Source organism: Streptosporangium sp. NPDC006930, assembly GCF_040635605.1.
Lineage (GTDB): Bacteria > Actinomycetota > Actinomycetes > Streptosporangiales > Streptosporangiaceae > Streptosporangium.
In genome coordinates this window covers 68,377-92,540 of record NZ_JBEYID010000030.1, presented here as the reverse complement: position 1 = coordinate 92,540, position 24,164 = coordinate 68,377, and the positions used below count along the sequence as shown (strand labels likewise).

General features: G+C 70.7%; 20 protein-coding genes. 13 read left to right on the top strand and 7 right to left on the bottom strand.

All coding sequences use genetic code 11. The features are described 5' to 3' along the window. The first annotated feature begins 723 nt into the window (after positions 1 to 723). The 3 genes from ABZ664_RS35885 (at position 724) to ABZ664_RS35875 (ending at position 2,743) form a co-directional block, all read left to right on the top strand. Positions 724 to 1,236: a hypothetical protein gene (locus ABZ664_RS35885; RefSeq protein WP_362520631.1), complete on the top strand. Its 513-nt coding sequence runs from the start codon at positions 724 to 726 to the stop codon at positions 1,234 to 1,236. A 391-nt stretch (positions 1,237 to 1,627) separates the two neighbouring features. Beyond that, complete coding sequence (locus tag ABZ664_RS35880) at positions 1,628 to 2,254, top strand: HAD family hydrolase (protein WP_362520628.1); 627 nt, start codon at positions 1,628 to 1,630, stop codon at positions 2,252 to 2,254. Positions 2,255 to 2,344: 90 nt separating this feature from the next. Beyond that, a complete protein-coding gene (locus tag ABZ664_RS35875; protein ID WP_350945785.1) occupies positions 2,345 to 2,743 on the top strand; it encodes a cold-shock protein in 399 nt (132 codons plus the stop codon). Positions 2,744 to 2,771: 28 nt separating this feature from the next. Here ABZ664_RS35875 and ABZ664_RS35870 read toward each other — a convergent pair whose 3' ends face one another. Continuing rightward, positions 2,772 to 4,382, bottom strand: a complete 1,611-nt coding sequence (locus ABZ664_RS35870) for an MFS transporter (protein ID WP_362520623.1) — start codon at positions 4,380 to 4,382, stop codon at positions 2,772 to 2,774. Positions 4,383 to 4,634: 252 nt separating this feature from the next. Between ABZ664_RS35870 and ABZ664_RS35865 the strand changes: the two genes are divergently transcribed. Further along, a complete protein-coding gene (locus ABZ664_RS35865) occupies positions 4,635 to 5,450 on the top strand; it encodes a DUF3027 domain-containing protein (RefSeq protein WP_362520619.1) in 816 nt (271 codons plus the stop codon). A 190-nt stretch (positions 5,451 to 5,640) separates the two neighbouring features. After that, complete coding sequence (locus ABZ664_RS35860) at positions 5,641 to 8,934, top strand: hypothetical protein (RefSeq protein WP_362520617.1); 3,294 nt, start codon at positions 5,641 to 5,643, stop codon at positions 8,932 to 8,934. 80 nt (positions 8,935 to 9,014) lie between these two features. On the opposite strand, the gene ABZ664_RS35855 is transcribed toward ABZ664_RS35860, so the two are convergent. Beyond that, positions 9,015 to 9,275, bottom strand: a complete 261-nt coding sequence (locus tag ABZ664_RS35855) for a DUF2530 domain-containing protein (protein ID WP_362520614.1) — start codon at positions 9,273 to 9,275, stop codon at positions 9,015 to 9,017. 131 nt (positions 9,276 to 9,406) lie between these two features. Here ABZ664_RS35855 and ABZ664_RS35850 point away from each other — a divergent pair, with 131 nt between their 5' ends. Continuing rightward, positions 9,407 to 10,876 carry an NCS2 family permease gene (locus ABZ664_RS35850; RefSeq protein WP_362520611.1) on the top strand — a complete coding sequence of 490 codons (1,470 nt, stop codon included), beginning with the start codon at positions 9,407 to 9,409 and terminating at the stop codon, positions 10,874 to 10,876. A 154-nt stretch (positions 10,877 to 11,030) separates the two neighbouring features. Here ABZ664_RS35850 and ABZ664_RS35845 read toward each other — a convergent pair whose 3' ends face one another. Next, the gene (locus ABZ664_RS35845) at positions 11,031 to 11,678 is read right to left on the bottom strand and encodes a hypothetical protein (protein WP_362520608.1); all 648 of its coding nucleotides are present in this window, start codon (positions 11,676 to 11,678) and stop codon (positions 11,031 to 11,033) included. 453 nt (positions 11,679 to 12,131) lie between these two features. On the opposite strand from ABZ664_RS35845, the gene ABZ664_RS35840 reads away from it, so the two are divergent. Beyond that, positions 12,132 to 12,587 (top strand): MarR family transcriptional regulator, encoded by a 456-nt coding sequence (locus ABZ664_RS35840; RefSeq protein WP_362520605.1) that lies wholly within the window; start codon positions 12,132 to 12,134, stop codon positions 12,585 to 12,587. A gap of 221 nt (positions 12,588 to 12,808) precedes the next feature. Then, positions 12,809 to 14,143, top strand: a complete 1,335-nt coding sequence (locus ABZ664_RS35835; protein WP_362520602.1) for an MFS transporter — start codon at positions 12,809 to 12,811, stop codon at positions 14,141 to 14,143. Positions 14,144 to 14,362: 219 nt separating this feature from the next. Here the strand turns inward: ABZ664_RS35835 and ABZ664_RS35830 are convergent, their stop codons facing one another. Continuing rightward, entirely contained in the window at positions 14,363 to 15,331 is a 969-nt protein-coding gene (locus tag ABZ664_RS35830; RefSeq protein WP_362520599.1) for an aldo/keto reductase, read from the bottom strand. A 118-nt stretch (positions 15,332 to 15,449) separates the two neighbouring features. Here ABZ664_RS35830 and ABZ664_RS35825 point away from each other — a divergent pair, with 118 nt between their 5' ends. Further along, positions 15,450 to 16,631 (top strand): hypothetical protein, encoded by a 1,182-nt coding sequence (locus ABZ664_RS35825; protein ID WP_362520596.1) that lies wholly within the window; start codon positions 15,450 to 15,452, stop codon positions 16,629 to 16,631. Between the two features lie 14 nt (positions 16,632 to 16,645). Here ABZ664_RS35825 and ABZ664_RS35820 read toward each other — a convergent pair whose 3' ends face one another. Further along, complete coding sequence (locus ABZ664_RS35820; protein WP_362520593.1) at positions 16,646 to 17,023, bottom strand: STAS domain-containing protein; 378 nt, start codon at positions 17,021 to 17,023, stop codon at positions 16,646 to 16,648. 414 nt (positions 17,024 to 17,437) lie between these two features. Between ABZ664_RS35820 and ABZ664_RS35815 the strand changes: the two genes are divergently transcribed. The 4 genes from ABZ664_RS35815 (at position 17,438) to ABZ664_RS35800 (ending at position 21,932) form a co-directional block, all read left to right on the top strand. Continuing rightward, positions 17,438 to 18,463 carry an NAD-dependent epimerase/dehydratase family protein gene (locus ABZ664_RS35815; RefSeq protein WP_362520588.1) on the top strand — a complete coding sequence of 342 codons (1,026 nt, stop codon included), beginning with the start codon at positions 17,438 to 17,440 and terminating at the stop codon, positions 18,461 to 18,463. A gap of 148 nt (positions 18,464 to 18,611) precedes the next feature. Next, complete coding sequence (gene lhgO / locus ABZ664_RS35810; RefSeq protein WP_362520585.1) at positions 18,612 to 19,802, top strand: L-2-hydroxyglutarate oxidase; 1,191 nt, start codon at positions 18,612 to 18,614, stop codon at positions 19,800 to 19,802. A 34-nt stretch (positions 19,803 to 19,836) separates the two neighbouring features. Continuing rightward, entirely contained in the window at positions 19,837 to 20,544 is a 708-nt protein-coding gene (locus tag ABZ664_RS35805; RefSeq protein WP_362520582.1) for a response regulator transcription factor, read from the top strand. Then, a complete protein-coding gene (locus tag ABZ664_RS35800; protein ID WP_362520577.1) occupies positions 20,544 to 21,932 on the top strand; it encodes an ATP-binding protein in 1,389 nt (462 codons plus the stop codon). Before ABZ664_RS35805 ends, ABZ664_RS35800 begins: the two co-directional genes overlap by 1 nt. 198 nt (positions 21,933 to 22,130) lie before the next feature. On the opposite strand, the gene ABZ664_RS35795 is transcribed toward ABZ664_RS35800, so the two are convergent. Both ABZ664_RS35795 and ABZ664_RS35790 read right to left on the bottom strand, forming a co-directional pair. Next, positions 22,131 to 22,775 carry a response regulator transcription factor gene (locus tag ABZ664_RS35795; protein ID WP_362520574.1) on the bottom strand — a complete coding sequence of 215 codons (645 nt, stop codon included), beginning with the start codon at positions 22,773 to 22,775 and terminating at the stop codon, positions 22,131 to 22,133. A 12-nt stretch (positions 22,776 to 22,787) separates the two neighbouring features. Next, entirely contained in the window at positions 22,788 to 24,161 is a 1,374-nt protein-coding gene (locus ABZ664_RS35790; protein ID WP_362520569.1) for a sensor domain-containing protein, read from the bottom strand. Between the last annotated feature and the right edge of the window lie 3 nt (positions 24,162 to 24,164).

Below are 24,164 nucleotides of genomic sequence, written 5' to 3'. Positions count from 1 at the left end.
AAGACGGACCGTCCCGAATCGGACGCTCCTGTGTCGGATTACCCCGCCTCGGATCACCCCGTTTCGGACCGCCATGAGTCGGATCACCCCGAGCCGGACCGCCTCGCCTCGGACTACTCCCAGACGGACCGTCCCGAATCGGACGCTCCTGTGTCGGATTACCCCGCCTCGGATCACCCCGTTTCGGACCGCCATGAGTCGGATCACCCCGAGCCGGGCCGCCTCGCCTCGGACTACTCCCAGACGGACCGTCCCGAATCGGACGCTCCTGTGTCGGATTACCCCGCCTCGGATCGCCCCGAGTCGGACCGTCCCACGCGAGATCGGCCCGAGCCGGATCGGGTCGACGAGTGGGAGGACGCGGTGGAGAGCGACCCCCCGACCGAGGAGATCCCAGCGGTGCGGGATCCTTTCCCGCCGCTGATGGCACGGCGGTTGACATCGGACACGCCACAGGAGTCGGGGGAAGAGCAGGAAGACGGGGAAATCCGGGGAGAGAAGCGGGAGGGAGAGCGCTCGGAGGCGTCGCGAGGGGAAGCGGGACCCCAAGGAGCCCAGGGAGCTCAGGAAGACACGGGGGCTCAAGAAGACACCGGACCTCGGGAAGACACCGGACCTCGGGAAGACACGGGACCTCGGGAAGACACCGGAGTCCGGAAAGAGACGCGTGTCCGAGGAGACGCCGAGGGCCGTCCTGGACTTCCGCCCGGGGCGGCCAGGGGCATGCGGGAGGCCGAGGAGCGGCTGGCCAGGAGGCGGGCGCGCAACCGTCCCGACTGGCTGCGTCGACGGCGTCCGGCCCGTTCCAGGGAGGACGTCGTCCCCGGCACCCAGGACACCCGGACGATCCTGCTGAGCCATCGGCGCGAGACGGCCGGCATGGTCCTGCTCGCCTTGGCCGGTCTGCTGATCCCCTTCCCGTTCGCCCCGATCGCGATCTTCAGGATCCCGGTGCTGGTCTGGGCCGTCGCGGCTCTCGTCGTGGTCGCCTGCGAGAACTGGCACACCTCGGACAAGGCGCTGGGACTGGCCGCTCCGCTCGTGAGCTACACCTTCGGCGGTGCCCTGGTCGCCCTCGTACGGGCCAGGAACGACCTTGGCACGGTGGTGGACGAGTTCTTCACCATCAGCGGGCTCATGTTCATGCTGGGTACGGCGTGGGCCGTCTTCTGGCTCGCCTACCGCCTGCTCAATCCTCCGATCCCGGTGGGGAGGGGAGCCCGCCGACCCGGGTGACGCCGTCGGAGTCCTCACGGCTTCCGGCCTCTCGCGGGGTGGCCACGGTCTCCGCTCTCGCGGGGTGATCGTCCGGTGGCGCGTCGGCCGCCGGGTCTGTCGGCCGATGCTCCGGACCATCGGCCGGGACAGCAGGCCGAGGGTGAGGCACATCCGGGAGGCGAAGAAGCGGTCGCGCTCCACGCGGACCCGAGGGCTCGCCCACGGTCTCTTCGAACACCGGAGAACCGATGGGGGGCGTCGGCGCGTCTTCCGGATAAGTGAATCTTTTCGTGAGGGCTTCCGCGGTGGGATGCCTCACGGGCAACACTCTGGATTAGCAATGTTTGGGGGGATTTGGCATTCTCTGAGGGATTCTCGGCGAATCTCCTCGCGGAGCGGACATGGAGCGGTGAGTGACCTGGTGAACTCTGTGGGATTCGACCTCGATCTGACGCTCGCCGACACGCGTGCGGGCATCGCCGCCGTTTACGACGAGGTGGCGCTGCGTACCGGCATCTTCATCGACACCGTCACCGTGCTGGCCAGACTGGGGCCGCCGCTGGAGTGGGAACTGGCCAACTGGATGCCCGTCGAGGAGGTCCCCGCCGCCGCCGACGTCTACCGGGAGCTGTATCCGTCGATCGCCGTCCCGGTCACCACCCTCATGCCCGGCGCGCGTGAGGCCGTCGAGGCCGTACGGCGGGCGGGGGGCAGGGTCGCCGTGGTCACGGGCAAGAACGCCCGCGACGCGGCGAGGACGGTCGAGTTCCTCGGACTGGAGGTGGACGAGGTCGCCGGATCGGTTTTCGGGGCGGCCAAGGGGCCGGCCCTCGCGGCTTTCGGCGCCGCCGCATATGTTGGAGATCATGTCGCGGACATCGACGCGGCACGAGCGGGGGGAGCCGTCAGCGTGGCGGTGGCGACAGGCGTCTATCCGGCGGGAGAACTGCGTGATCACGGAGCCGATGTGATCTTGGGTGACCTGACCGAGTTCGTCGAATGGTTCGACGGCTGGCGAACCCCCGTTCTCGTGTAATTCGGGCCTCAATACACGGTCGCTCCCAGCGCCTGCGGGGCATAACCTACATCCATTCCTTTTCACGACAGTCTGAACGAGGTCACCCCTGTGCCGAGTGGCAAGGTCAAGTGGTACGACGCCGACAAGGGATTCGGCTTCCTCACCCGCGACGACGGCGGTGAGGTCTTCGTGCATTCTTCCGCGCTGCCGTCCGGCGTGGATTCCCTCAAACCAGGGCAGAAGGTCGAATTCGGTGTGGCCGAGGGGCGCCGCGGCCAGCAGGCGCTCTCGGTCCGAGTGATCGATCAGCCCCCCACCCTCGCCAAGACCGCCAAACCCAAGGGCAAGCGCAAGAAGCCCGACGAGATGGTCGTCATCGTGGAGGATCTGATCAAGCTCCTGGACACGGTCTCCATGTCGTACCAGAGGGGCAAGCAGCCGGAGGCCGCGCACGCGAAGAAGATCGCCGCCGTGCTCCGAGCCGTCGCCGACGACCTCGACGACTGATTCGAACCCGCCGGAAGACCCTCGCGGCTCAGCCGTGCGGGTTGGTGAGCGGCCTGGTCCGCTTCTCCGTCGGTGGATCCCCGTGGTGCACGACCGCGGTGGTCGTCCCGGCGGGCCGCGGCCCGACCCGCTCCTGCGGCGTGCCGTCCCGTGAGGGCCGCTCTCCGTTCGCCGTGGGGTGCGGCCCTGACGGGGAGCGGCGCGGACCTCTCGCGGCCTCGACCCTGGCGTCCACCTCCTTGACCCGCCCTCGGCGGCGTACCAGCAGCCAGCCGAGCGAACCCGCCAGCACCACGGACATCACGGCCAGTCCCACCGTCCCGCTCGCGAACAGCGAGAGCCAGAGCCCGACCAGCCCGCCCAGCACCCATGCGATCTGAAGGAAGGCCTCCACCACCCCGAACGTGGACGAGCGCACCTCCTCGCCGATCTCCCTTTGCACGATCGCGTCCAGCGCGAGCTTGCCCAGGCCCTGGGCGAACGCGGCCGCGAGCGCGACCGCCACCGCGCTCCACAACTGGAAGACGACGGCCGCCAGTATCGTGATCGCGGTCGTCAGGGCGAGCGTCCCCAGCACGATGACCTGCGGAGAATGGTTGCGCACCCACGAGGCCACGGCCGTGCCCGCCAGCCCCCCGATCCCGGCGGCCGCTCCCAGCACGCCGATGGCGACCATCGGTGGCAGGCCGGGCAGGTTCTTGTCCTGGACGAGGAACAGCAGGTAGAAGAGCAGGAACCCGGAGTAGAGGCGGATGGCGACGTTGGCGTGCATCGCCTCGGTCACCACGGGGCCCACGTTCAGCATCGTGCGCCAGCGGGGTGGCCGCTCCTCGCCCTCTTCGTCCAGCTCATCCAGATCGGGGGAGTCGACGTGGCGCGGGAGCCGTACGGCGAGCACGCCCTGGAACAGGAAGAGCACCGTCGCCCCGCGCAGCACCCACTCGGCGCCCAGCCAGGCGCTGGCGCCGGCGCCGATCGGCACCGCGACGCCCGCCGCGACCAGTGCGAACAGGGCGACCCTGGCGTTCGCCGTGACGAGTGCGATGTCGGCGGGCAGCACGCTCGGCATGATCGCCGCGCGGGAGACGTTGTAGGCCTTGGACAGCACCAGCACGGCGAGTGCCGCGGGGAAGATCGTGAACACGTCGCCGGGGACGATCGCCGCCGCCATCGCGAAGCAGAGCAGCCCGCGGCCGAAGAGGGTCCCGGCCATCACGAAACGCCGCCCGGAGCGGAACCGGTCGAGGACCGGGCCGACGAACGGCGCGACCACCACGAACGGGATCATCGTGATCAGCAGGTAGAGGGCGACCTGGCCGCGTGCCTCGTTCACCGGGAGCTTGAAGAGCGTCCCGGCCAGGGCCGCGGTGACCAGGGCGTCGCCCACGCTGTGCGCGGCGGTCAGCTCGATCAGCTGGCCCAGCCCGGTGCGGCCCGCGCCCTGCGCGTGGGTCAGCCGCCGCGCGGCCCTGCCCGCCCGCTGGGTGCCGCTGACCGCCCCTCTGCCCGCCTTCGCCGTCACCCGGCCGGTGCCGCGGCCCGCGCGCGCGGCGGTCCTGCCCGCGGCGGAGGCGGCCTCGCCGACCCACCGGGAGGCATCGCCCACCGTCTTCCGCGCCCGTTCCCACCCAGCTGCCACGTATCCAGTCATACCCGAAGGGCGGGTGAGTTGTCCGGTGCGCCAGGTCACTCCCCTGGCGATTGAAGCGACCGTCTCGGCCGGGCCCGCCACGACGGCCGGTCCCCGGGACGCCGGATCACTTCCCGGGTGATTAGATGTCCACGGTGCCGTTCGCTCCGGGCATGGGCGAGAATGAACTGTGAGCGCAGTGAGCGAGCCAGCCAGTAGGGACAGCGGCCGTCGTGCTGCGAGGCTGACGGGAGACGACTCATGAGTCGGATTCGATCCCGCGCCGTGGTCCTTGACCAGGCGTGCGTCGCGGCCGTCGACCTGGCCAGAGTCGCGGTCGAGGAGAATGTCAGGCCCGGAGAGGTGGGCGAGCACCTCGGGGTCGAGGGTGAGGGCGACCGCGTCGTCACCCATTACTTCGCCTGTCTCGACCGCGCCTACCGGGGCTGGCGCTGGGCCGTCACGGTCGCCCGCGCCTCGCGGGCGCGCAACGTGACGGTGAGCGAGGTCGTGCTCCTGCCCGGCTCGGGGGCTCTGATGCCGCCGCAGTGGGTGCCGTGGAGCGAGAGGCTGCGTCCCGGCGATCTCGGCGTGGGTGACCTGCTGCCCACCTCCGACGACGACGACAGGCTCGCGCCCGGTTTCACCGAGACCGACGACGACTCCGACCATCAGATGATCTTCGAGTACGGTCTCGGCCGGGCCCGGGTGCTCTCCCCGATCGGCCGCGACCGCGCCGTGCGGCGCTGGCACTCCGGCGAGTCGGGACCGCACACCCCGCTCGCGCACGCCGCGCCCGCCCAGTGCTCCACCTGCGGCTTCTACTGGCCGCTCGCGGGAGCGCTGCGCACCGGCTTCGGGGTCTGCGCGAACGAGTACGCCCCCGACGACGGGCGGGTCGTCGCCGCCGACCACGGTTGCGGCGCTCACTCCGAGGCCGCCGTGCTGCCGCACCAGGTCGAGCCGACCTCGCCGATCCTCGACGACCTCTCCTACGACACCGCCGAGCACGTCTCGGAACCAGACCTGGCCGGATCGGTGGACGACACCGCCTCCGAGCCGCTCGGTCACTCCTGACCCGGCGCCGCCGGGCCGCTCCCAACCCGGGGCACCACCGGGTCCATCCTGCCCCGCCGCCGTCCCTGCGGCACACCCGGCCGTCGCGGCCGGGAGCCGCTTCCGTGGCGTCCTGGCCGTACTGGTCGTCCTGGCCATTCCGGCCGGGACACCTGGTCGCGCGGGGCTTCGACCTTTTGGAAGCATCGCCTTGACTGACATCTTCGGCACCGAACGACTGCGCTCCGCCGTCCTGGCCGCCTGGACGGCCTCGCCTGCCCGTTTCCGTGAGGACGCCAACGCGGAGGAGGACTTCGCACTCGGCGGCTACCGCGACCGGCTGATCGTCGAGCTCGCCCAGAACGCCGCGGACGCCGCGCTCCGCGCCGGGGTGCCCGGGCGACTCCGCCTCTCGCTGCGCGAGGGCGTGCTGTCGGCCGCCAACGTCGGTGCCCCCGTCGACAGGTCCGGGATCGAGGGTCTGTCCACGCTGCGTGTCTCCGCCAAGCGCGACGACGCCCACGCCGCCGGCCGGTTCGGCGTCGGGTTCGCGGCCGTGGTGTCGGTCTGTGACGAGCCGGTGATCGGCTCGCTCGGCTCCGGTGTCGTCCGCTGGTCCCGTGACCAGACCGCCGCCCTGGTGGCCGCGGAGCCCGAGCTGGCCAAGGAGCTCGCCGAGCGCGGTGGGCACGTACCGTTGCTGCGTCTTCCCTTCCCCGCGGGCCCGGTGGAGATCCCCACCGGGTTCGACACGCTCGTGCGGCTGCCGCTGCGTGACGAGGCGGCCGAGGATGCCGTACGGGCGATGCTGCGGGAGACCAGCCCCGCCCTGCTGCTCGGCCTGCCCGCCCTGGAGTCGATCGAGATCGACGTGGACGGCGAGACGCGGACCGTCACCTCCGAGGGCTGGAAGGTCGTCTCGGACTCCGGGCGGTTCACTCCCGAGCAGGTGGCCGAGCTCTTCGCCGACCGCCCGACGGAGGAGCGCTCCCGGCCGCACTGGCTGGTCCGCTGGGCGGTGCCCGTCACCGCCCCCGTGCCCGCCGCCGGGTCCGAGGCCGCCGGGGCCGGGTCTGTCGGGTCCGGGCCCTCCGGATCCGGAGGGCCCTCCGGGTTCGCCGGGGCAGGCGGGGAGCCTCGGCCGCTGCCCGCGCTGGTACCGCCCGTGGTGCACGCGCCCACGCCGAGCGACGAGCCGCTGGATCTGCCCGCGTTGCTGATCGCCTCGTTCCCGATGGCCACCGACCGGCGGCATGTCGCGCCGGGCCCGCTCACCGACTTCCTGGTCGAGCGTGCCGCCGACACCTACCTGGAACTGCTCGCCGGGCTGCCTCGCACTCCCCGGCTCCTCGACCTCGTCCCGGGCATGATGGGCAAGGGCGAGCTGGACGCCCGCATCCGCCGGGCGATCCTGCGCAGGCTCCCCGACGCCCCGCTGCTTCCCGCCCTCTCGCCGCCCGCCGACCCGGCCTCGTCGGGCAGGCCGGACGGTTCCGGTGCCTCCCTCCTGCTCCCCGACCCCGCCGACGGTCCCGCCGCTGCCGGTCCCCTCGGCGCCGGAGCAGGTCTCGGTACGGCCACAGGCGGCTCCGGCGCGACCGGGGGCGCCTCCCCGGCCCCGCTCTCCGCCGGTGAGGAGCTGGTCGTCTCCGGGCGGCAGGCATCCGTCGTCGCGGCGCCGGCCGAGCTGCTGGAGAGGGTCGCCCCGATGATCGGCGGGCTGCTGCCCGCGGGATGGCCGTCCCGGCATCCGGCGATCACCGCACTCGGCGTGAACCGGGTGCAGCTCTCCGACATCGTGGACATGCTCTCCGGCGACGCCGTCAAGGACAGGGACCCGGCCTGGTGGCGGTCGCTGTACGAGGTGCTGCCCGCCGACGACCCCGAGGCCCTCGGCGCGCTGCCGGTGCCGCTGGCCGACGGCCGCCTGGTGAGGGGGCCGCGCGGCACGCTGCTGCTCACCGACGGTTCCAGGCTGGACCCGGCGGTCCTCGCGCCGCTCGGGCTGCGCGTCGTGCACCCGGACGCGGCCCACCCCCTCCTGCTCAGGCTCGGCGCGGGCGAGGCCACGCCCCGCACCGTCCTGGAGGACCCGCTGACCCGCTCCGCCGTCTCGGAGTCGCTGGACAGCCCCGACTCGGAACCGGTGGCCAGGGCGGTGCTCGCGCTGGTCGACGCCGCCGGGCTGACCGCGGGCGACGCCCCCTGGCTGTCCGAGCTGGCGCTGCGCGGCGCCGACGGCGAGCTGTACCCGGCGGGCGAGCTGCTCCTCGCCGACGGGGCGCTCGCCGGGCTGCTCGACAGCGAGACGCACTTCGGCACGGCCGCGCCGGAGCTGGTGGAGCGGTACGGCCCCCGGGTGCTCGCGGCGGCCGGGGTGCTCGACGGCTTCGCCGTGGTCAACGACTCCGACGTCATGATCGATCCCGACGAGTGCGACCACGACCTGGACCGCGAGGACGAGTGGCTGGAGGTCGTCCTCGACCTGCTGCCGGAGATGGCCGTACCGCCGGTCGCGAGGGAGTTCTCCGCCGTACGCGACCTGGAGTACGTCGCCGACTGGCCCGCCGCCCTCGCCCTGCTGTCGCGCCCGCCGCTCCGCTCGGTCCTGCACCCGCTGCGGGTCCTGGTGGCGGGGGAGGTCGTGGAGGTGCCCTCCTACACCGCCTGGTGGCTCTCAACACACCCGGTGCTCGCCGGCAGGCGCCCCACGGAGCTGCGGCTCCCCGCGGGCGACCCGCTGCTGTTCGGCCTGTACGGGGACGCCCCCGCCGTCGTCGACGAGGCGGCGCTGGCGATGATCGGGGTCCGGAGCACGCTGGCCGACCTGCTCGCCTCCCACGGCGGTCCCGACGAGCTGCTCGACCTGCTGGGCGACCCCTCCGTGGAGGTCGACCGCGCCCAGCTCCGCTCCCTGTGGGTGGCGCTCGCCGGTGTCGACCCCGCCCGCGTCGGGCCCCCGCGCGCCGTACGCGCCGTCCTCGGTGACGCGATCGTCGCCGCCGACGCCGAGGACGGCCGCGTGCTGTCCACCGGCGCCGACTCCGGGGGCGATGCCGAGGCGGCGGGAGAGCCGGTCGTGGTCGAGGCGCCGGACCTGCTGCCGCTCGTCGCGGGCAGGCCGCTGATCCTGGCCCCGTTCGACCTGGCCGAGGCGCTGTCGGAGCTGCTCGACCTGCCGCTCGCCGGTGAGGAGGCCGCAGGTGAGGTGACGTCCTCCGGCGAGAAGCGCGACGTCCCGCCCGCCGTACGGTCGCTGCTGCCGAGCGCGCCCAGCAGCTACGTGGAGCACGAGAGGCTGCTGGTGGACGGTGTCCCCGCGGCCTGGAGGTTCTTCGAGGGTACGGTGCACGCCTCGGGTGTGGAGGGGCTGGCGCGCGGGCTCGCCTGGGCGTCCGGCCAATGGGGCGACCGGCTCGCGGTGGCGGCGCTGCTGCGCGATCCGGCGGCGGTGCCGCTGCTGCTCGCCGAGGCCGACCTGGACAGCTGGACCGCCTCGACCTAGCTCGACCTAGACGGTCACCTGGGCGCTCGGGGGGCACGCCGGCGCCGCGGACGTGATGTCCCCCGGGCGCGGCCCGGGGGTCACGGGGTCGTGGTGGTCGGCTCGATCGGCCCCCCGACCTCGGGCGGCGGGCGGCGGTCGCGGCGGCGTACGTACCAGAGGCCGAAAAGGCCGCCGCAGATGCCCGACACGCAGGTCCAGATCCACCAGCGGTGCTCGGGACCCGGCTGCGCGACGAGGAGGACGACCAGGGCGACGACCCACAGGCCGGTACCCGTGAGGATCGTGAGCGTGTCGTTGGTCTTCAACGGCTGCAGATCCGGAGGTCGTGGCTGGTTCACGCGCTCCAGACTAGGCGATGACCTCTCACTATTCGCAAAACGGGTCACGTGAAGGCGCGAATCCATCTCGAAACCATCACCATCGACAGCCGGGCCTTCCGAGAAGGAGAGCTCGCTGTCACTCTGCGCGAGTGAGCGATGTTAAAAATCCTGAATTAAGTAAAGTTGACCGCTTCTTCTTCATCTCCGACCGTGGCTCGTCCGTGGGCAGGGAGGTGCGCGGTGGGTTCGCCACGTTCTTCACGATGGCCTACATCGTCGTGCTCAACCCCTTGATCATCGCCACCGTCCCGGACGTCGAAGGCCAGTTCATCGGAGACGGGAGCACGCCCAACGTCCCGCTCGTCGCGGCGGGCACCGCCCTCGTGGCCGGACTGCTCAGCATCCTGATGGGGATCGTCGGCAGGGTCCCCTTCGCGATGGCCGCGGGCCTCGGCCTGAACGCCTTCGTCACCTACGGCATCGCCTCGCAGATGTCCTGGGAGTCGGCGATGGGCCTGGTGTTCCTGGAGGGCGTGATCATCGGGCTCCTGGTGCTGACCGGGTTCCGTACCGCGGTGTTCAACGCCATCCCACCCCAGCTGAAGACGGCGATCAGCGTCGGCATCGGCCTGTTCATCGCGCTGATCGGTTTCGTGGACGCCGGCTTCGTCCGCCGCGTGGCGGCCGGGCCGCCGCTGGAACTCGGTATCGCGGGCTCGCTGACCAGCTGGCCGATCCTGGTCTTCGTGGTCGGCCTGCTGCTGATCGTGCTGCTGGTGGCGCGTCAGACCAAGGGCGCCATCCTGATCGGCATCATCGCCACCACCGTCCTCGCGGTCATCGTCGAGGCCGTCACCAACGTCGGGGCCTCGGTGACGCCCGGCCAGCAGCCGAACCCGTCGGGCTGGCAGCTCGTCGTCCCCCAGCTGCCCGAGCAGATCTTCGGCTTCAACAACCCGCTGGTGCTCTTCAGGGAGTTCGACCCGCTCGGCGCCTTCGGCTCGGTCTCGGTCATCCTCGCCCTGCTGCTCATCTTCACCCTCCTCATCACCGACTTCTTCGACACCATGGGCACGATCGTGGGCGTCGGCGGGCAGGCCGGGCTGATCAAGGAGGACGGCACCCTGCCCAGGACCCGCGAGATCCTCCTCGTCGACTCGATCGGCGCGGCGGCCGGAGGCGCGGCCTCCGTCTCCTCCAACACCACCTACATCGAGTCGGCCGCGGGTGTCGGCGAGGGCGCCCGCACCGGCCTCGCCAGCGTCGTCACCGGCGTGCTGTTCCTGCTGGCCATCTTCGTCTCGCCGCTCGTCGCCGTCGTCCCCTACGAGGCCGCGGCTCCCGCCCTGGTCGTGGTCGGCTTCCTGATGATGACCGCCATCCGCGAGATCGACTTCACCGACTACGAGATCTCGATCCCGGCGTTCCTCACCATCGTCCTGATGCCGTTCACGTACTCGATCGCGAACGGCATCGGCGCGGGCTTCGTCACCTTCGTGCTGATCAAGGCCATCAAGGGCAAGGCCGGTGAGGTCCACCCGCTGATGTGGACGGTCGCGGGGCTGTTCGTCGTCTACTTCGCGCTCGGCCCGATCAAGGCCATGTTCGGCCTCGGCTGAGCGACGCGCGGAAGGCCGTCACGGTGATCGAAGAAGGTGGTCACCCTGACGGCCTTCCGCGTTCCCGTACGCCGTGCCGAACTCCTGAGAACGAGGTACGGCCGTCACGGTGGGATACGCCGTGACGGCCGTACGTGCTCCCGTGCGGTCGTGCTCAGCGTCCCCGGGGGCCGGCGGGGATCAGACCCGCGCGGTACGCCTTGAGGACGGCGTCGGATTCGGCCCGGGTGAGCGTGCCGGCGGTGACGGCCTCCTTCAGCCGTTCGGCGAAGGCCGCCTCGACCTCGGCGCGGCGTTGCTGATCGAGCGTCTCCAACGCTGCGACGACCTTGTCCGCGCTGATCCCGAGCTTGCCGGCCAGGGCCTCGGCCATTTGTTCCCGAGGGGCGGCCTTCCTCGGCTCATCCTGCGGGGCGGCCTTCCCCGCCTCGTCCTGCTCGGGGGCCTTGGGAGGTCGGCCGGGACCGTTCTCCTTTCTGATCTCCTCCAGGGCCGTGGTGACCTTGTCCTTGTCGACGCCGAGGATCTCGGCGAGCTTGGCGGCCGTCTCCTCGTGGTGGCCAGGGCCATGGAGACCACCGTGACCACCGTGACCACCGTGACCGCCGTGCGGGCCGCGTGGGCCGCGCGGGCCGTGCGGGCCGTGCTCCGTGCCGTCGGGGGCGGTGCCGGGGGTCGCCGAGGAGGAGGACGACGGCGCGGGGGTGGGACTGGTCGCCCAGGCCGCCACGGGGACGGTCAGCCCGGCGGCGAGGGTGGTGCCGACGCCGGCGATTATGATCATGCGCTTGGTGCGGTTCATGTAACTCCTTGTCCGATGAAGGGCATGGCACTTACCGGACCGATGCTCGGCCGACCTTCTGAGACCTCCCTCATCCCAAACTGAGAATTCCATGAGATCCGGCCGCCACACGAGGATGAGAAGCCGGGCGGCACCCCGCCACTCTTTCGCCGGTGTTTCGAGATACGCGACGGCGGCTTCGAGGGGCGAGGCGGGCGGTGAGATCCTGGTGTACGAGGTCGCTCCTTCGAAGGACCTCGGCTTCCGCAGGGGGAGTACGGCCGGACCCGCCGGCGTTTCCAGTGGGGGTCGAGCTCTCCCCGGGGTTCCCGGCGAGGGATCCCGGGTGCTCAGGGCGAGGTTGGCGATCTCCCGTCCGTCTGGCACGCTGTACGGCCCCGCGCCGAGAAGAAAACCCTCTGGAGGGAATCACGTGCATCCGTATATAGTTAGCAAAGGTAATGACTTACGCTAATGAACCACCCCAGGAAGGACCACGTCGCGAGCCTGCGCAGCGACGCCGGTCTCGCTTCGGCTCTGCGCGTGTCGCTGGCACGACTGAACAGACGCCTGCGCAGGCAGGCCGCGGTGCACTCGTTGACGCCCACCCAGCTCGCGACACTCGCCGCCGTAGAACGGCATTCCGCGATAACCCCCGGCGAATTGGCCGAGTTGGAGAAGGTGCAGCCGCCCTCGATGACACGCGTGATCGCCGTGCTGGCCGAGCGGGAGCTGGTGTCACGCACACCGCACCCGACCGATCGGCGCCAGGTGACCGTGAGCGTGACAGGGCAGGGCTCAACGCTGCTGAGGGAGGAGCGGCGCCTCAAGGAGGCGTGGCTGACACAGCGGCTGAAGGAGCTGACACCCGAGGAGAGGGCGACGCTCCGGCAGGCGGCTCCGATACTGGAGAAGCTCAGCCGGATCTAGCCGAACCAGAAGAACCCGAGCAACCCGGGGTCCCACACGACGCCGGGGTCTCCGCCGCGCCCGGGGACGATGCGGGAACGCGGTCGCGGGGGGAGCGGGACGACGCGCCGGGCCAGGAGCCCGGCGGGAATCCGGCGGGAGAGTCGAGCGGGGAATCCGGCGCGAATCCGGCGGATGAGCCGGGCGGGAGCCCAGGCAAGAAGATCGGGCTGAGGGCGAGGGTGAGGCGGCGGCGGGCCGCGCGGGCCGCCGCCGCGAGCGAGTTCCAGGCCACGGAGAGCGGGACGACCCAGCCCGTGCCCGAGACGCGGGGCGGGATGTTCCGCTCCCTGCGCGTCTACAACTACCGGCTGTTCGCGGCCGGAGGCGTGGTCTCCAACGTCGGCTCGTGGATGCAGCGCACCGCGCAGGACCTGCTCGTGCTCGACCTGACGAACGGCAGCGCCTTCGCGCTGGGCGTGACCGTCATGCTGCAGTTCCTGCCGTTGCTGCTCTTCGGCCTGTGGGGCGGCATGCTCGCCGACCGCTACTCCAAGCGGCTGCTGCTGATCGTCGCCCAGTCGTTCATGGGCCTGCTGGCGCTCACCATGGGCGTGCTCGTCGTGACCGGCTCGGCCCAGGTCTGGCAGGTGTTCGCGATGGCGTTCCTGCTCGGCCTCATCGCCTGCGTCGAGGTGCCCACCCGGCAGTCGTTCGTCGTGGAGATGGTCGGCCGCAAGGACCTGTCCAACGCGATCGCGCTGAACGCGTCGAGCTTCAACCTGGCCCGCGTGGTCGGCCCGGCCGTCGCGGGTGTCCTGATCTACGCGTTCGGCGGCACCGGCCCGATCTTCCTGATCAACGCCCTGTCCTTCGCGGGCGTGCTCGCCGGTCTGCTGCTCATGCGCACCTCCGAGCTGACCACCCCCGAACCGGTGCCGAGGGCGAAGGGGCAGCTCCGCGAGGGCCTGCGGTACGTGATGGCGCGGCCCGAGCTGCTCATGCCGATACTGCTGGTCGCCTTCGTCTCGCTGTTCACGCAGTCGTTCTCGATGTCGATCGCGCTCATGGCGCGTGAGGTCTTCGGGGCGGGCGCGGCCTCGTTCGGGCTCGCCTCCAGCATGTTCGCGGTCGGTGCTCTCGCGGGCGCGCTCATGGCGGCGCGGCGGGTACGGCCCAGCCGGAGGCTGCTGGTCGGCGGCGCGGTCGCGTTCGGCCTCTTCCAGATCGCGAGTGGCCTGGCCCCGTGGTACCCGCTGTACCTGGTCTCCCTCGTGCCCGCGGGCATCGCGTTGATCTCGGTGAACACCGCGGCCAACGCCAGCGTGCAGCTCGCCACCTCGCCGGAGATGCGCGGACGGGTGATGGGGATCTACGTGCTCGTGTTCACCGGCGGAGCCCCGATCGGCGCGCCGCTGCTCGGCTGGATCTCCGAGCTGGGCGGCCCGCGCGCGGGGGTCATGGTGGGCGGTGTGCTCACCCTGATCGGCTGCGGTGTGGCCATGATGCTGACGAGGGTGATCGGCAGGAGGTCGCGTGCGACCGTCCGTGGGATCCCCGCCGCCACCGGTGCGTGACGAGCCCGTTCTCGCCCTCGAACGTGAGGGCCGGACCCGCCGCGGGGCCGGGAACCGCCACGAGACGGTCGAGGAACGGCGCCCGGGGGCGCGCGCACCCCGTGGGCAGAGCTAGGCTCCAGGGCGTGGATCGTCCCCGTCGCTGGCTGCTGCCCACGGTGCTCGCACTGCTCGTGCTCCTCGTGGTGATCGGCGCCCTGGTGTCCTAGCCTCCCGGCGCTACCAGGCGTAGTGCTCGGGCGCCGTCCTGAAGCCAGGGAAGATCTCGTCCAGGCGGGCGAGGGCCTTCTCGTCCAGAACGATCTCCAGCGCCCTGGTGGTGCCGTCGAGCTGGTCGAGTGTGCGCGGCCCGATGATCGGCGCGGTGACGACCTTCTGGTGGAGCAGCCACGCCAGGCCGACGTTCGCCGGGTCCTCGCCCAGCTCGTCGCAGAACTCCTCGTAGCGCTGGATCTTGTCGCGGTGCTTGTCCAGCTGCTTGGTGATCTGCTCCGAGGCCGAACGTCCCTTGTCGATCTTCCGCAGGATGCCGCCGAGCAGGCCGCCCGCGAGCGGGCTCCACGGGATCAGGCCCACCCCGTAGTCCTCGGACGCCGGGATCACCTCAAGCTCGGGCTCACGGACGATCAGGTTGTAGTGGGACTGCTCGGAGACCAGGCCGAGGCTGTTGCGGCGTCGCGCGCTCTCCTGGGCCTTGGTGATGTGCCAGCCCGCGAAGTTGGACGACCCCACGTACAGGATCTTGCCCTGCTGCTTGAGGATGTCCATCGCCTCCCAGAACTCGTCGAACGAGGTGTTCCGGTCGACGTGGTGCGCCTGGTAGAGGTCGATGTAGTCGGTCTGCATCCGCCTCAGCGACGCGTCGGCGGCGCGGCGGATGTTGAGCGCGGACAGCTGGCCCTCGTTGGGCCAGTCGCCCATCGAGCCGTAGAGCTTCGTGGCGATCACCGTCTTCTCGCGGCGCCCGCCACCCTTCGCGAACCAGCGGCCGATGATCTGCTCGGTGATGCCCTCGCCCTTCTTCCAGCCGTAGACGTTGGCCGTGTCGAAAAAGTTGATCCCCAGCTCGTGGGCGTGGTCCATGATCGCGAAGGAGTCGTCCTCCGTGGTCAGGGGGCCGAAGTTCATGGTGCCCAGGCAGAGGCGGCTGACCTTCAGGCCGGTGCGGCCAAGCTGCGTATAGTCCATGTGTCCACACTAAGTACCTGGAGTGCACTCCAGGCGAGCGGATTCCGTGAGAAATCCGCGCCGATCGGACCCGCCACGTCGGTGACGCCCGTGCGCACGGCCGGGGCATGATGGCTTGATGCTGAGTAAGCCGGGGGAAGTCGTGGTTCGCGTGTTCGCGGTGGCCTGCCTGACCGTGGCCACGGTCTTCGCGGGCCAGGGCGCGCGGGCGGGTGACGGTGAGGGCGTTCGGGAGGACACGGGGCACGGCGTACGGGCGGAGGCGCGGGAGGCGAAGGGCGGGGACGGCGCGCGGGTCGGCGACGAACGAGGGGCGGGGGCGGACGACGGGGCGCGGATCCTCTTCCGTTTCAGGGACAGCCGGATCACCGAGTCGAGCGGGCTGGCGGTCTCACCGACCGGCAAGGACATCTACTACACCCACAACGACAGTTCCGCGGGCCCGGTGTTCTACGCGGTCGGCCCCGACGGGCGGACCCGCGCGACCTTCACCCTGCGAGGGGCGGAGTCCCGCGACTGGGAGGGCATGGCGGCGTCCACCGACCCGCGGACCGGTCAGGGGGTGCTCTGGTTCGCCGATATCGGCGACAACCTGGAAGGGGCATGGCCGGATATTTCCGTATACAAGGTGGCGGAACCCACCGTGATGAGGGACGCCGTCGTCCCCGCGGTGCGCTACCGGTTCCGGTACGAGGACGGCGGGCGCAACGCCGAGGGAATCATGGTGCACCCCCACACCGGCCGCCTCCACATCGTGACCAAGCAGTTCGCCGGTGCCGTCTACCAGGCACCGAAGCGGTTGCGCACCGACAGGGTCAACGTCCTCCGCAAGGTCGGGCCCGCGCCCATCATGGCCACCGACGCCGCCTACGCCCCCGACGGGTCGAGCTTCGTGATCCGCACCTACTTCTCGGCCACGGTCTACCGCGCCCCGGGAGAGCAGATCGCCCGGGTGACGATGCCGGAGTTGCAACAGGCCGAGTCGATCACCTACACCCGCGACGGCAGATACCTGCTGACCGGCAGCGAGGGAAGCCGCAGCCCGGTCTACCGGGTGCCGCTGCCCGCGGTGGCCCTCGGCGCCCCCGAACCCGCCTCCGCCCTACGCCAGGCGGCCCCCACACCGACCTCCGCCACCCCCGACGAGCCGGCGCCCACACCGGTCGCCGGGGCGAGGACCGGTGAGGACGAGGACGGCGGCGCGGAGGCGGGGGTGCCGGTCCTGGCCGTGCTCCTCTGGCTGGCCATCGCGACGGGCGCGATCGGCGCCATCACTCTGATCGCCCGCAAGACCCGCTGAGAGACCTCGGAGGCTCAGCCGGGGGACTGGGTGTCGCGGCGGGCGGCGCGGTCGAGGGCGGTCGTCACATCGGGATCGACGGGGAACCAGGTGGAGAGGTCGGTCATCTGCAGGAGGCGGCTGAGGACGTCCGAGATTCCGGCGAGACGCAGCCACCCGCCCGCCTCCGAGGCCACCCGCGCACCGCTCAGGAGCACCCGCAGTCCGGTGGAGTCGCAGAAGGTGATGCCTTCCGCGTCGATGACGATCCGCGGCCGGTGGTCGGCGACCAGTCGTTCGATCGTCTCCCTGAGCAACTCGCTGGAGTTGCGGTCGATGTCACCCACGACCGTGATCACGGCGCAGTCCGCGTGTTCTTGGCGATCGACGTCGATGGAGAGTTCTCTGCTCATCGCCTCGTATCTCCACCCGGTGACGCGGTCGGTTCGGGCCGCCATCCGGCCTGATCAAGGTATACCCTTCCGCGCCACCGGGGTGGGCGACGGTCGGGAGACATGTGCGTAACGGCTGTGGAACCCGCCGACCGCCCTCTCGCCCCGGGAGCCGGTCCGGGGATCTCACGCCGACCTCGGAAATCGGCGGGCTCGTGGTCTCGTGCCGTCCCTGGGAGGTGATCTCATGGCTCGGGAGATGGTGCGGGTCGTGATCTCATGTCGAAAATGAATGACCGCATAGCGATTTACTGCCCCGACATATTCGCGTATTCCTTGACCGGCCTGGGCTTGTTTCCCGCATTGGCAATGACGGTTAAGAACCGGGCCGGTTATCCCTTCTCCTGCGGTGAGGGTTGCCGATAACTTTCAGGCATGCGCGTTTTGGTGACCGGAGCGTCAGGTTTCGTGGGCTCGCATGCGGTCGCCGCGCTCCTCGCCGATGGGCATGAACCGCTTCTTCTCATACGCGATCCACGGAAAACGCGCGAGGTGCTCGCCGCCGTCGGGGTGACGGAGGAGATCCCCCTGCTCGCGGCCGATATCCGCGACGCGGCGGCCGTGCGGGACGGGCTCGAACGGTGCGACGCGGTCATTCACGCCGCCGCGGAAATCGGGGTCATCGGCCAGGCCGGAGATCTGGACGGCACGAATGTGACCGGAGCGAAGAACGTCCTCGGACAGGCCGTGGAACTCGGTCTCGACCCGATCGTGCACATTTCCACCATTGGCGTCTTCGTGCCCCCGGCCGGGCCGGTCATCACGACCGAGAGCCCGCTCTCCACGCCGAGGAACGAGTACGGCAGGAGCAAGATCTCCGCCGAACGCTACGCGAGGAGGCTCCAGGACCAGGGGATGCCGATCACGATCGTCTACCCGGCCGGGGTCGTGGGGCCGTACCAACCCTCGCTGGACGCGATGGTGGAGGGCCTGCGCGCCGGACTGGAACAGGGCTGGCCGATCACCGCGGGCGGCGCCAACATCGTCGACGTACGGGATCTGGCCGTCGTGCTCGCCCGCTGCCTCGAACCGGGGCGGGGGCCGCGCCGGTTCATGCTGGGCGGGCACTACCTCACCTGGGCGCAGCTCGCCGACGTCTGCGACGAGGTGACGGGGAACCGCTGCAGAAGGTTTCGCATCCACCGCTCGGTGCTGCGCGGCGCGGCGGCCGTGGGTGACGTAATGAAGCTGATCAAGGAGATCGACTACCCGCTCACCAGGGATGCCGTCGAGATGATGGTCACGATGGTCCGCACGTACGACACCCCGACCCTGGAGGCGCTCGGGGTGAGTTTGCGGCCGGTCCAGGAGACCGTCGCCGACTCGCTGCGCTGGCTGGCCCAGGAAGGACATCTCACCGTCGACAAGGTCGGGAGGCTGGCGGGTAGTGTCACGCGGTGACGCGCCTTTCGTCCCAACGGAGGCGATCATCCAGATCACCCAGATCACCTAGATCAACTCAGGCCACCTCGGATCACCGCATGATCGCTCTGCAGGGGACCCTGCGGGAAACCCGTAGGGACCCGTGAGGAGAAGGGAGGAACCGGCGATGAAGGTCGGGATCGTCGGTGCGGGAATCGTCGGGCTGGCCGTGGCCAGGGAGACGGCACTGACCCACGGGGCCACCGTGACCGTCCTCGACAAGGAGGACCGCGTCGGGGCCCACCAGACCGGGCACAACAGCGGAGTCGTCCACGCAGGGATCTACTACCGCCCCGGCTCGCTCAAGGCCAGGCTCTGCAGGGAGGGTGTCGCACTGCTCAGGCAGTACTGCGCCGAGCACCGCATCCCGTACGACGAGGTCGGCAAGCTCGTCGTCGCCTCCACCGGCTCCGAGCGCCCCGAACTGCGGAGCATCGCCGAGCGGGCCCGTGCGAACGGGGTTCCCGGCATCGCCGAGCTCGACGCGCTCGCCCTGCGCGAGATCGAGCCGCACGCCGTCGGCGTGGGCGCCGTGCACTCCCCGCACACCGCGATCGCCGACTTCCCCGCCGTCGCCCGGCGCCTCGCCCTGGACGTGGAGGAGAGCGGCGGCTCGGTGCTGCTCTCCCACCCGGTGCGCGCCGTACGGGAGACCGCGAGCGGGGTGAGCGTCCTGGCGGGGGAGCGGACGCTGGACTTCGACCGGGTGATCGTCTGCGCCGGGCTCGGCACCGACACCGTCGCGCGGATGGCGGGGGTCCCCGGCGACGTGCGGATCGTCCCCTTCCGCGGCGAGTACTACGCGCTGGCCGGAGAGGCGAAAGACCTGGTCCGCGGGCTCATCTATCCGGTTCCCGACCCCCGGTACCCGTTCCTCGGCGTGCACCTGACCCGCAGGATCGACGGCGAGGTGCTGGTCGGCCCCAACGCGGTCATGGCGCTGGCGCTGGAAGGCTACTCCTGGCGAAATATCGACCTCGCCGACCTGGGCCGGACCCTGGCCTGGCGGGGCACCCGGCGGCTGGCGGCGAGGCACTGGAGGACCGGGGTGAGGGAGGTGGCCGGTTCGATGGGTAAAGGATCGTTCCTGAGGGCCGCGCGCCGTTACGTCCCGGCGCTCACCGCCGCCGACCTGGTGAGGACCTCGGGAGGCGTCCGCGCACAGGCTGTGGACAGGCAGGGTGGCATGCTGGACGACTTCGCGATCGACGTACACGGCCGCGTCGCCCTCGTGCGCAACGCCCCCTCACCGGCGGCCACATCGAGTTTGGCGATAGCCAGGCATATTGTGGGGTTAGCCTCTGTCTTGACCAGTTAACTGCTTTCTCATGTGGGCCGGTGAAAATAGACCAGTGACCGACTCACCCGAGGCACGTCTGTTGATCGTCGAGGACGAGCCCAACATTCTCGAACTCCTGGCCGCGAGCCTGCGGTTCGCCGGGTTCGGCGTCAACACGGCGGGCAACGGCACGGAGGCCGTCGCGGCCGTCCAGCGGCACCGGCCCGACCTCATCGTCCTCGACGTGATGCTCCCCGACATGGACGGCTTCGACGTCGTACGGCGCCTGCGCGGCGGCGGCAGCGACACCCCCGTGGTCTTCCTCACCGCGCGTGACGCCACCGAGGACAAGATCCGAGGGCTGACCATGGGCGGGGACGACTACGTGACCAAGCCGTTCAGCCTGGAGGAGGTCGTGGCCCGCATCCGGGCCGTGCTGCGCCGTACCAACTCCGGCGAGCTCAGCCCCAGGCCGCCCCGGCTCACCTTCGCCGACATCGAGCTCGACGAGGAGAGTCACGAGGTGTGGCGCAAGGGCCAGGCGGTGGCGCTGTCGCCGACGGAGTTCAAGCTGCTGCGCTACTTCATGGCGAACGCGGGGCGGGTGCTGTCCAAGGTCCAGATCCTCGACCACGTATGGGACTACGACTTCAGGGGTGACGTCGGGATCGTGGAGTCCTACGTCTCCGTGCTCCGCCGCAAGATCGACAATGTCGACCCGAGGCTGATCCACACCCTGCGCGGTGTCGGATACGTGTTGCGCCTGCCACCGGCCCCGTGATGCTCAACGCGACTCCCCTGCGGGTGAAGCTGATCGGCGTCATCCTGCTCCTGCTCACGGTCGCGCTCGCCCTCATCGGCGTCGGCAGCGTCTCGATCATGCGCGGCTACCTGATCGACCGTGTCGACAGCCAGATCGACATAACCACCGACTCCGCGCTGCGTCGCATGAACAACCGGGGCACCGTCGCGCTGGGGGGCAAGTTGATGCCGTCCGACGCCAGGCTGGAGCTCCGCGACAGGAACGGCAGGGCCCTCATCCTGCTCAGCGGCATCGACGTGGAGGGCAAGCCGGGGCCGGACATCTCCCACGGCCGGGTCGGCGAGCTCTTCGAGAACGGTGACTGGCGGGTCCGGGTGACCTCGCTGGACACCGGTGAAAGCCTCATCGTGGCCGTGGACATGAGCGAGGTACGGCAGATCGTCGGCCAGCTCGCGCTGGTGGAACTGCTCGGCGGAAGCGGCCTGGTGCTGATGCTCGCCGGAGCCGGTGTAGTGATCATCCGCAGGAGCCTGCGCCCGCTGGAGGAGATCGAGCGCACCGCCGAGGCGATCGCCGCCGGAGACCTGGGCCGCCGCGTCCCCGACGCCGACCCGCGCACCGAGGTGGGCCGCCTCGGCCGGTCGCTGAACGGCATGCTCGCCCAGATCGAGACGGCCTTCCGCGCCCGTTCCGAGTCGGAGTCCTCGGCCCGCAGCTCGGAGGAGCGCATGCGCCGGTTCGTCGCGGACGCCTCGCACGAACTCCGCACGCCGCTCACCTCCATCAGGGGCTTCGCCGAGTTCTACCGGCAGGCGCCCGGCATCGACGCCGCGCCGCTGATGCGCAGGGTCGAGTCCGAGGCGGTCAGGATGGGCCTGCTCGTCGACGACCTGCTGATGCTGGCCCGGCTCGACCAGCAGCGACCGATGGTCATGCGCCCGGTCGACCTGCTCGCCATCGCCGCCGACGCCGTCCACGACGCCCGCATCCTCGCCCCGGAGCGCGATGTCACGCTCTCGGTGGACGGCTCCGCGCTCATCGTCTCCGGCGACGAGGTACGGCTCCGCCAGGTCGTGGGCAACCTCATGACCAACGCGCTCACCCACACCCCCGAGGGCACCCCCGTACGGGTGCTCCTCTCCAGCGACGGCGACATGGCCGTCATCGAGGTCGCGGACGAAGGACCGGGCCTCACCACCGAGCAGCGCGAGCGCGTCTTCGAACGGTTCTACCGCGCCGACTCCGCCCGGGGGCGGCGCGCTCCCGAGGACGGCGGAAGCGGTCTCGGCCTCGCCATCGTGGCCGCGATGGTCGAGGCCCACGGCGGCCGCGTCGCCGTGGAGTCGGACCCGGGCAAGGGGGCGACGTTCCGGGTGATCCTCCCCCTCGCCTCGGAACCCGACTGAGCCTCCCCCGGTACGCCGCCGTCGGCTCCTGGCCCGGTCGTACGGGTGGCCGGCGCCCTGCCCGGTTCCGGTTCGCGGGTGTCCGTCTGTTGGGGGGGTGATCGGTGTCCTGCCGGGTCCCGGCTCGGGGATGTCCGCCTGTTCGGGGTGGGGATGGCCGGTGTCCTGCCGGGGCCCGTTCCGGATGGTGTTCCGAGGTCAGGCCTGCAGGTAGCGCAGGACGGCGAGAACCCGGCGGTGGTCTTTCTCCGACGGAGACAGGCCGAGCTTGGTGAAGATCTGCGTCACGTTCTTCTCCACCGAGCCGTAGGAGAGGAACAGCGCGTTGGCGATGGCGTTGTTGGAACGCCCCTCCGCCATCATGGCCAACACCTCGCGCTCCCTGGGCGTGAGCGTGCCCAGGGTCTCGGTGCGCCTGCTCGCGCCCATGATCTGGGTGACGACCTCGGGGTCGAGAACGGTTTCCCCGGCCGCGATCCGGTCGAGTGCGGTCAGGAAGTCCCTGACGTCGGCCACCCGCTCCTTCAGCAGGTATCCCACCCCATGGGCACCGTCGGCGAGCAACTGGGCGGCGTAACGCGTCTCGACGTACTGGGAGAACACCAGCACGCCCACCCCCGGATGATCGCGGCGGATCTGGATCGCGGCCCGCAGGCCCTCGTCCGTGTGCGAAGGCGGCATGCGCACGTCGACCACGGCGATGTCAGGGTGGTGTTCCGCCACGGCCGCCCTGAGCGCGTCGCCGTCGCCCACCGCGGCCACCACCTGCCGGCCGCGCGAGGTGAGCAACATGTGAAGGCCGTCCCTGAGCATCACGGCGTCTTCGGCGATCACGATGCGCATGCGCTTCTCCGTTCAGATGTGCAGGGGAAGTTCGACGGTGATCACCGTAGGTCCTCCTGCCGGACTGCGAATGTCGATCGTGCCGTCCACCATCCCGGCCCGAGCGGCCAGGCCGCGCAACCCGGATCCGGCGTTCATCGCCGCGCCGTCGACGCCGCCGACGCCGTCGTCCCGCACGAGCAGCGTCAACAGGCCGTCAGCTGCCCGTACATCGACCGAGGCGCGCCTGGCGCCGCTGTGCCTGGCCACGTTGGCGAGTAGTTCCGCCGTGCAGAAGTAGGAAATGGCCTCGATGGCCGGAGCCGGCCGTTCCGGTAGATCGGTATCGAGTTTGACGGGGATCGGGCTCCGTGCGGTGAGCGTGGCCAGCGCCGTCTCCAGCCCCTTGTCGAGCGCGGGCGGGTGGAGGCCGCGGATCAGGTCACGAAGTTCGGCCACCGCCTCCTTGGCGCCGCGGTGCGCGCCGTCGACGAGGGCGCGGGCACGCTCCAGCCGTTCGGGACGATGGGCGTGCTCAAGATCTTCCTGGACCATGCCCAGGTTCAGGGCGAGCGTCACCAACTGCGCGGCCGTCCCGTCATGCAGGTCGCGCTCGACCTGGCGAAGTCTCGCGGCCGCGTCGTCCACGGCCATCGCACGCGCCTGCTCCAGCCTGCGGATTCTCGCGGCACCGGGATCCGGTCCGAGCAGCGTCCTGGCGAGCATCCGTTCGGGGGCCAGCGCGTGGTGGACGCCCCAGGGGGCGAGAAGCAGCAGCACCAGCCCGGCCGCGCCCAGCAGCACCGCACCCGGCCAACCGTTGGGAGACAGGTGTGCGAAGGCGGGGGATCGCCACCACAGGGGGCAGCAGAGCAGGAGCAGGCCACCTCCCCACAACCCGGCGGCGACGGCGAAGGCGACGACGGCCGCCGGCAGCCGGACCAGCTCGTGAATGACGGCACGCCATCCCGTCACGTCACCGAGCGCCGCTCCGAGCCGGTTCAACAGGCCGGGCCTGGTGCGGAACGGGGCAGGGTCGGTCACTCGCACCCCGGCCAGCACCCGCGCCAGCCCTCGATTGGCCGTGCCGAGCCCTCTGGCCGCGAGCACGCTCAGGGCCAGCATCGGTATTCCGACGAGGTTGACCGTCGTGGCGACGCTGAGCAGCACGAGAACGAGATGGACGAGGCCGATTCCCGCCATCAACGGCATCATCAGCGCGTAAACGAGCTCGCGCCATGTCCGCCCCCGCGCCGGAGTGGTGATCAGCATGTGAACGAGTCCGCGCCACGCCCGCGTCGGAGCGGTCATCGGCGCGTGAACGAGCTCGCGCCATTCCCGCCCCCGCGCCGGAGCGGTCATCGGCGCACGCCGCAGGCCGGAACCGTCCCCTACTTGCTTGCCCACGCC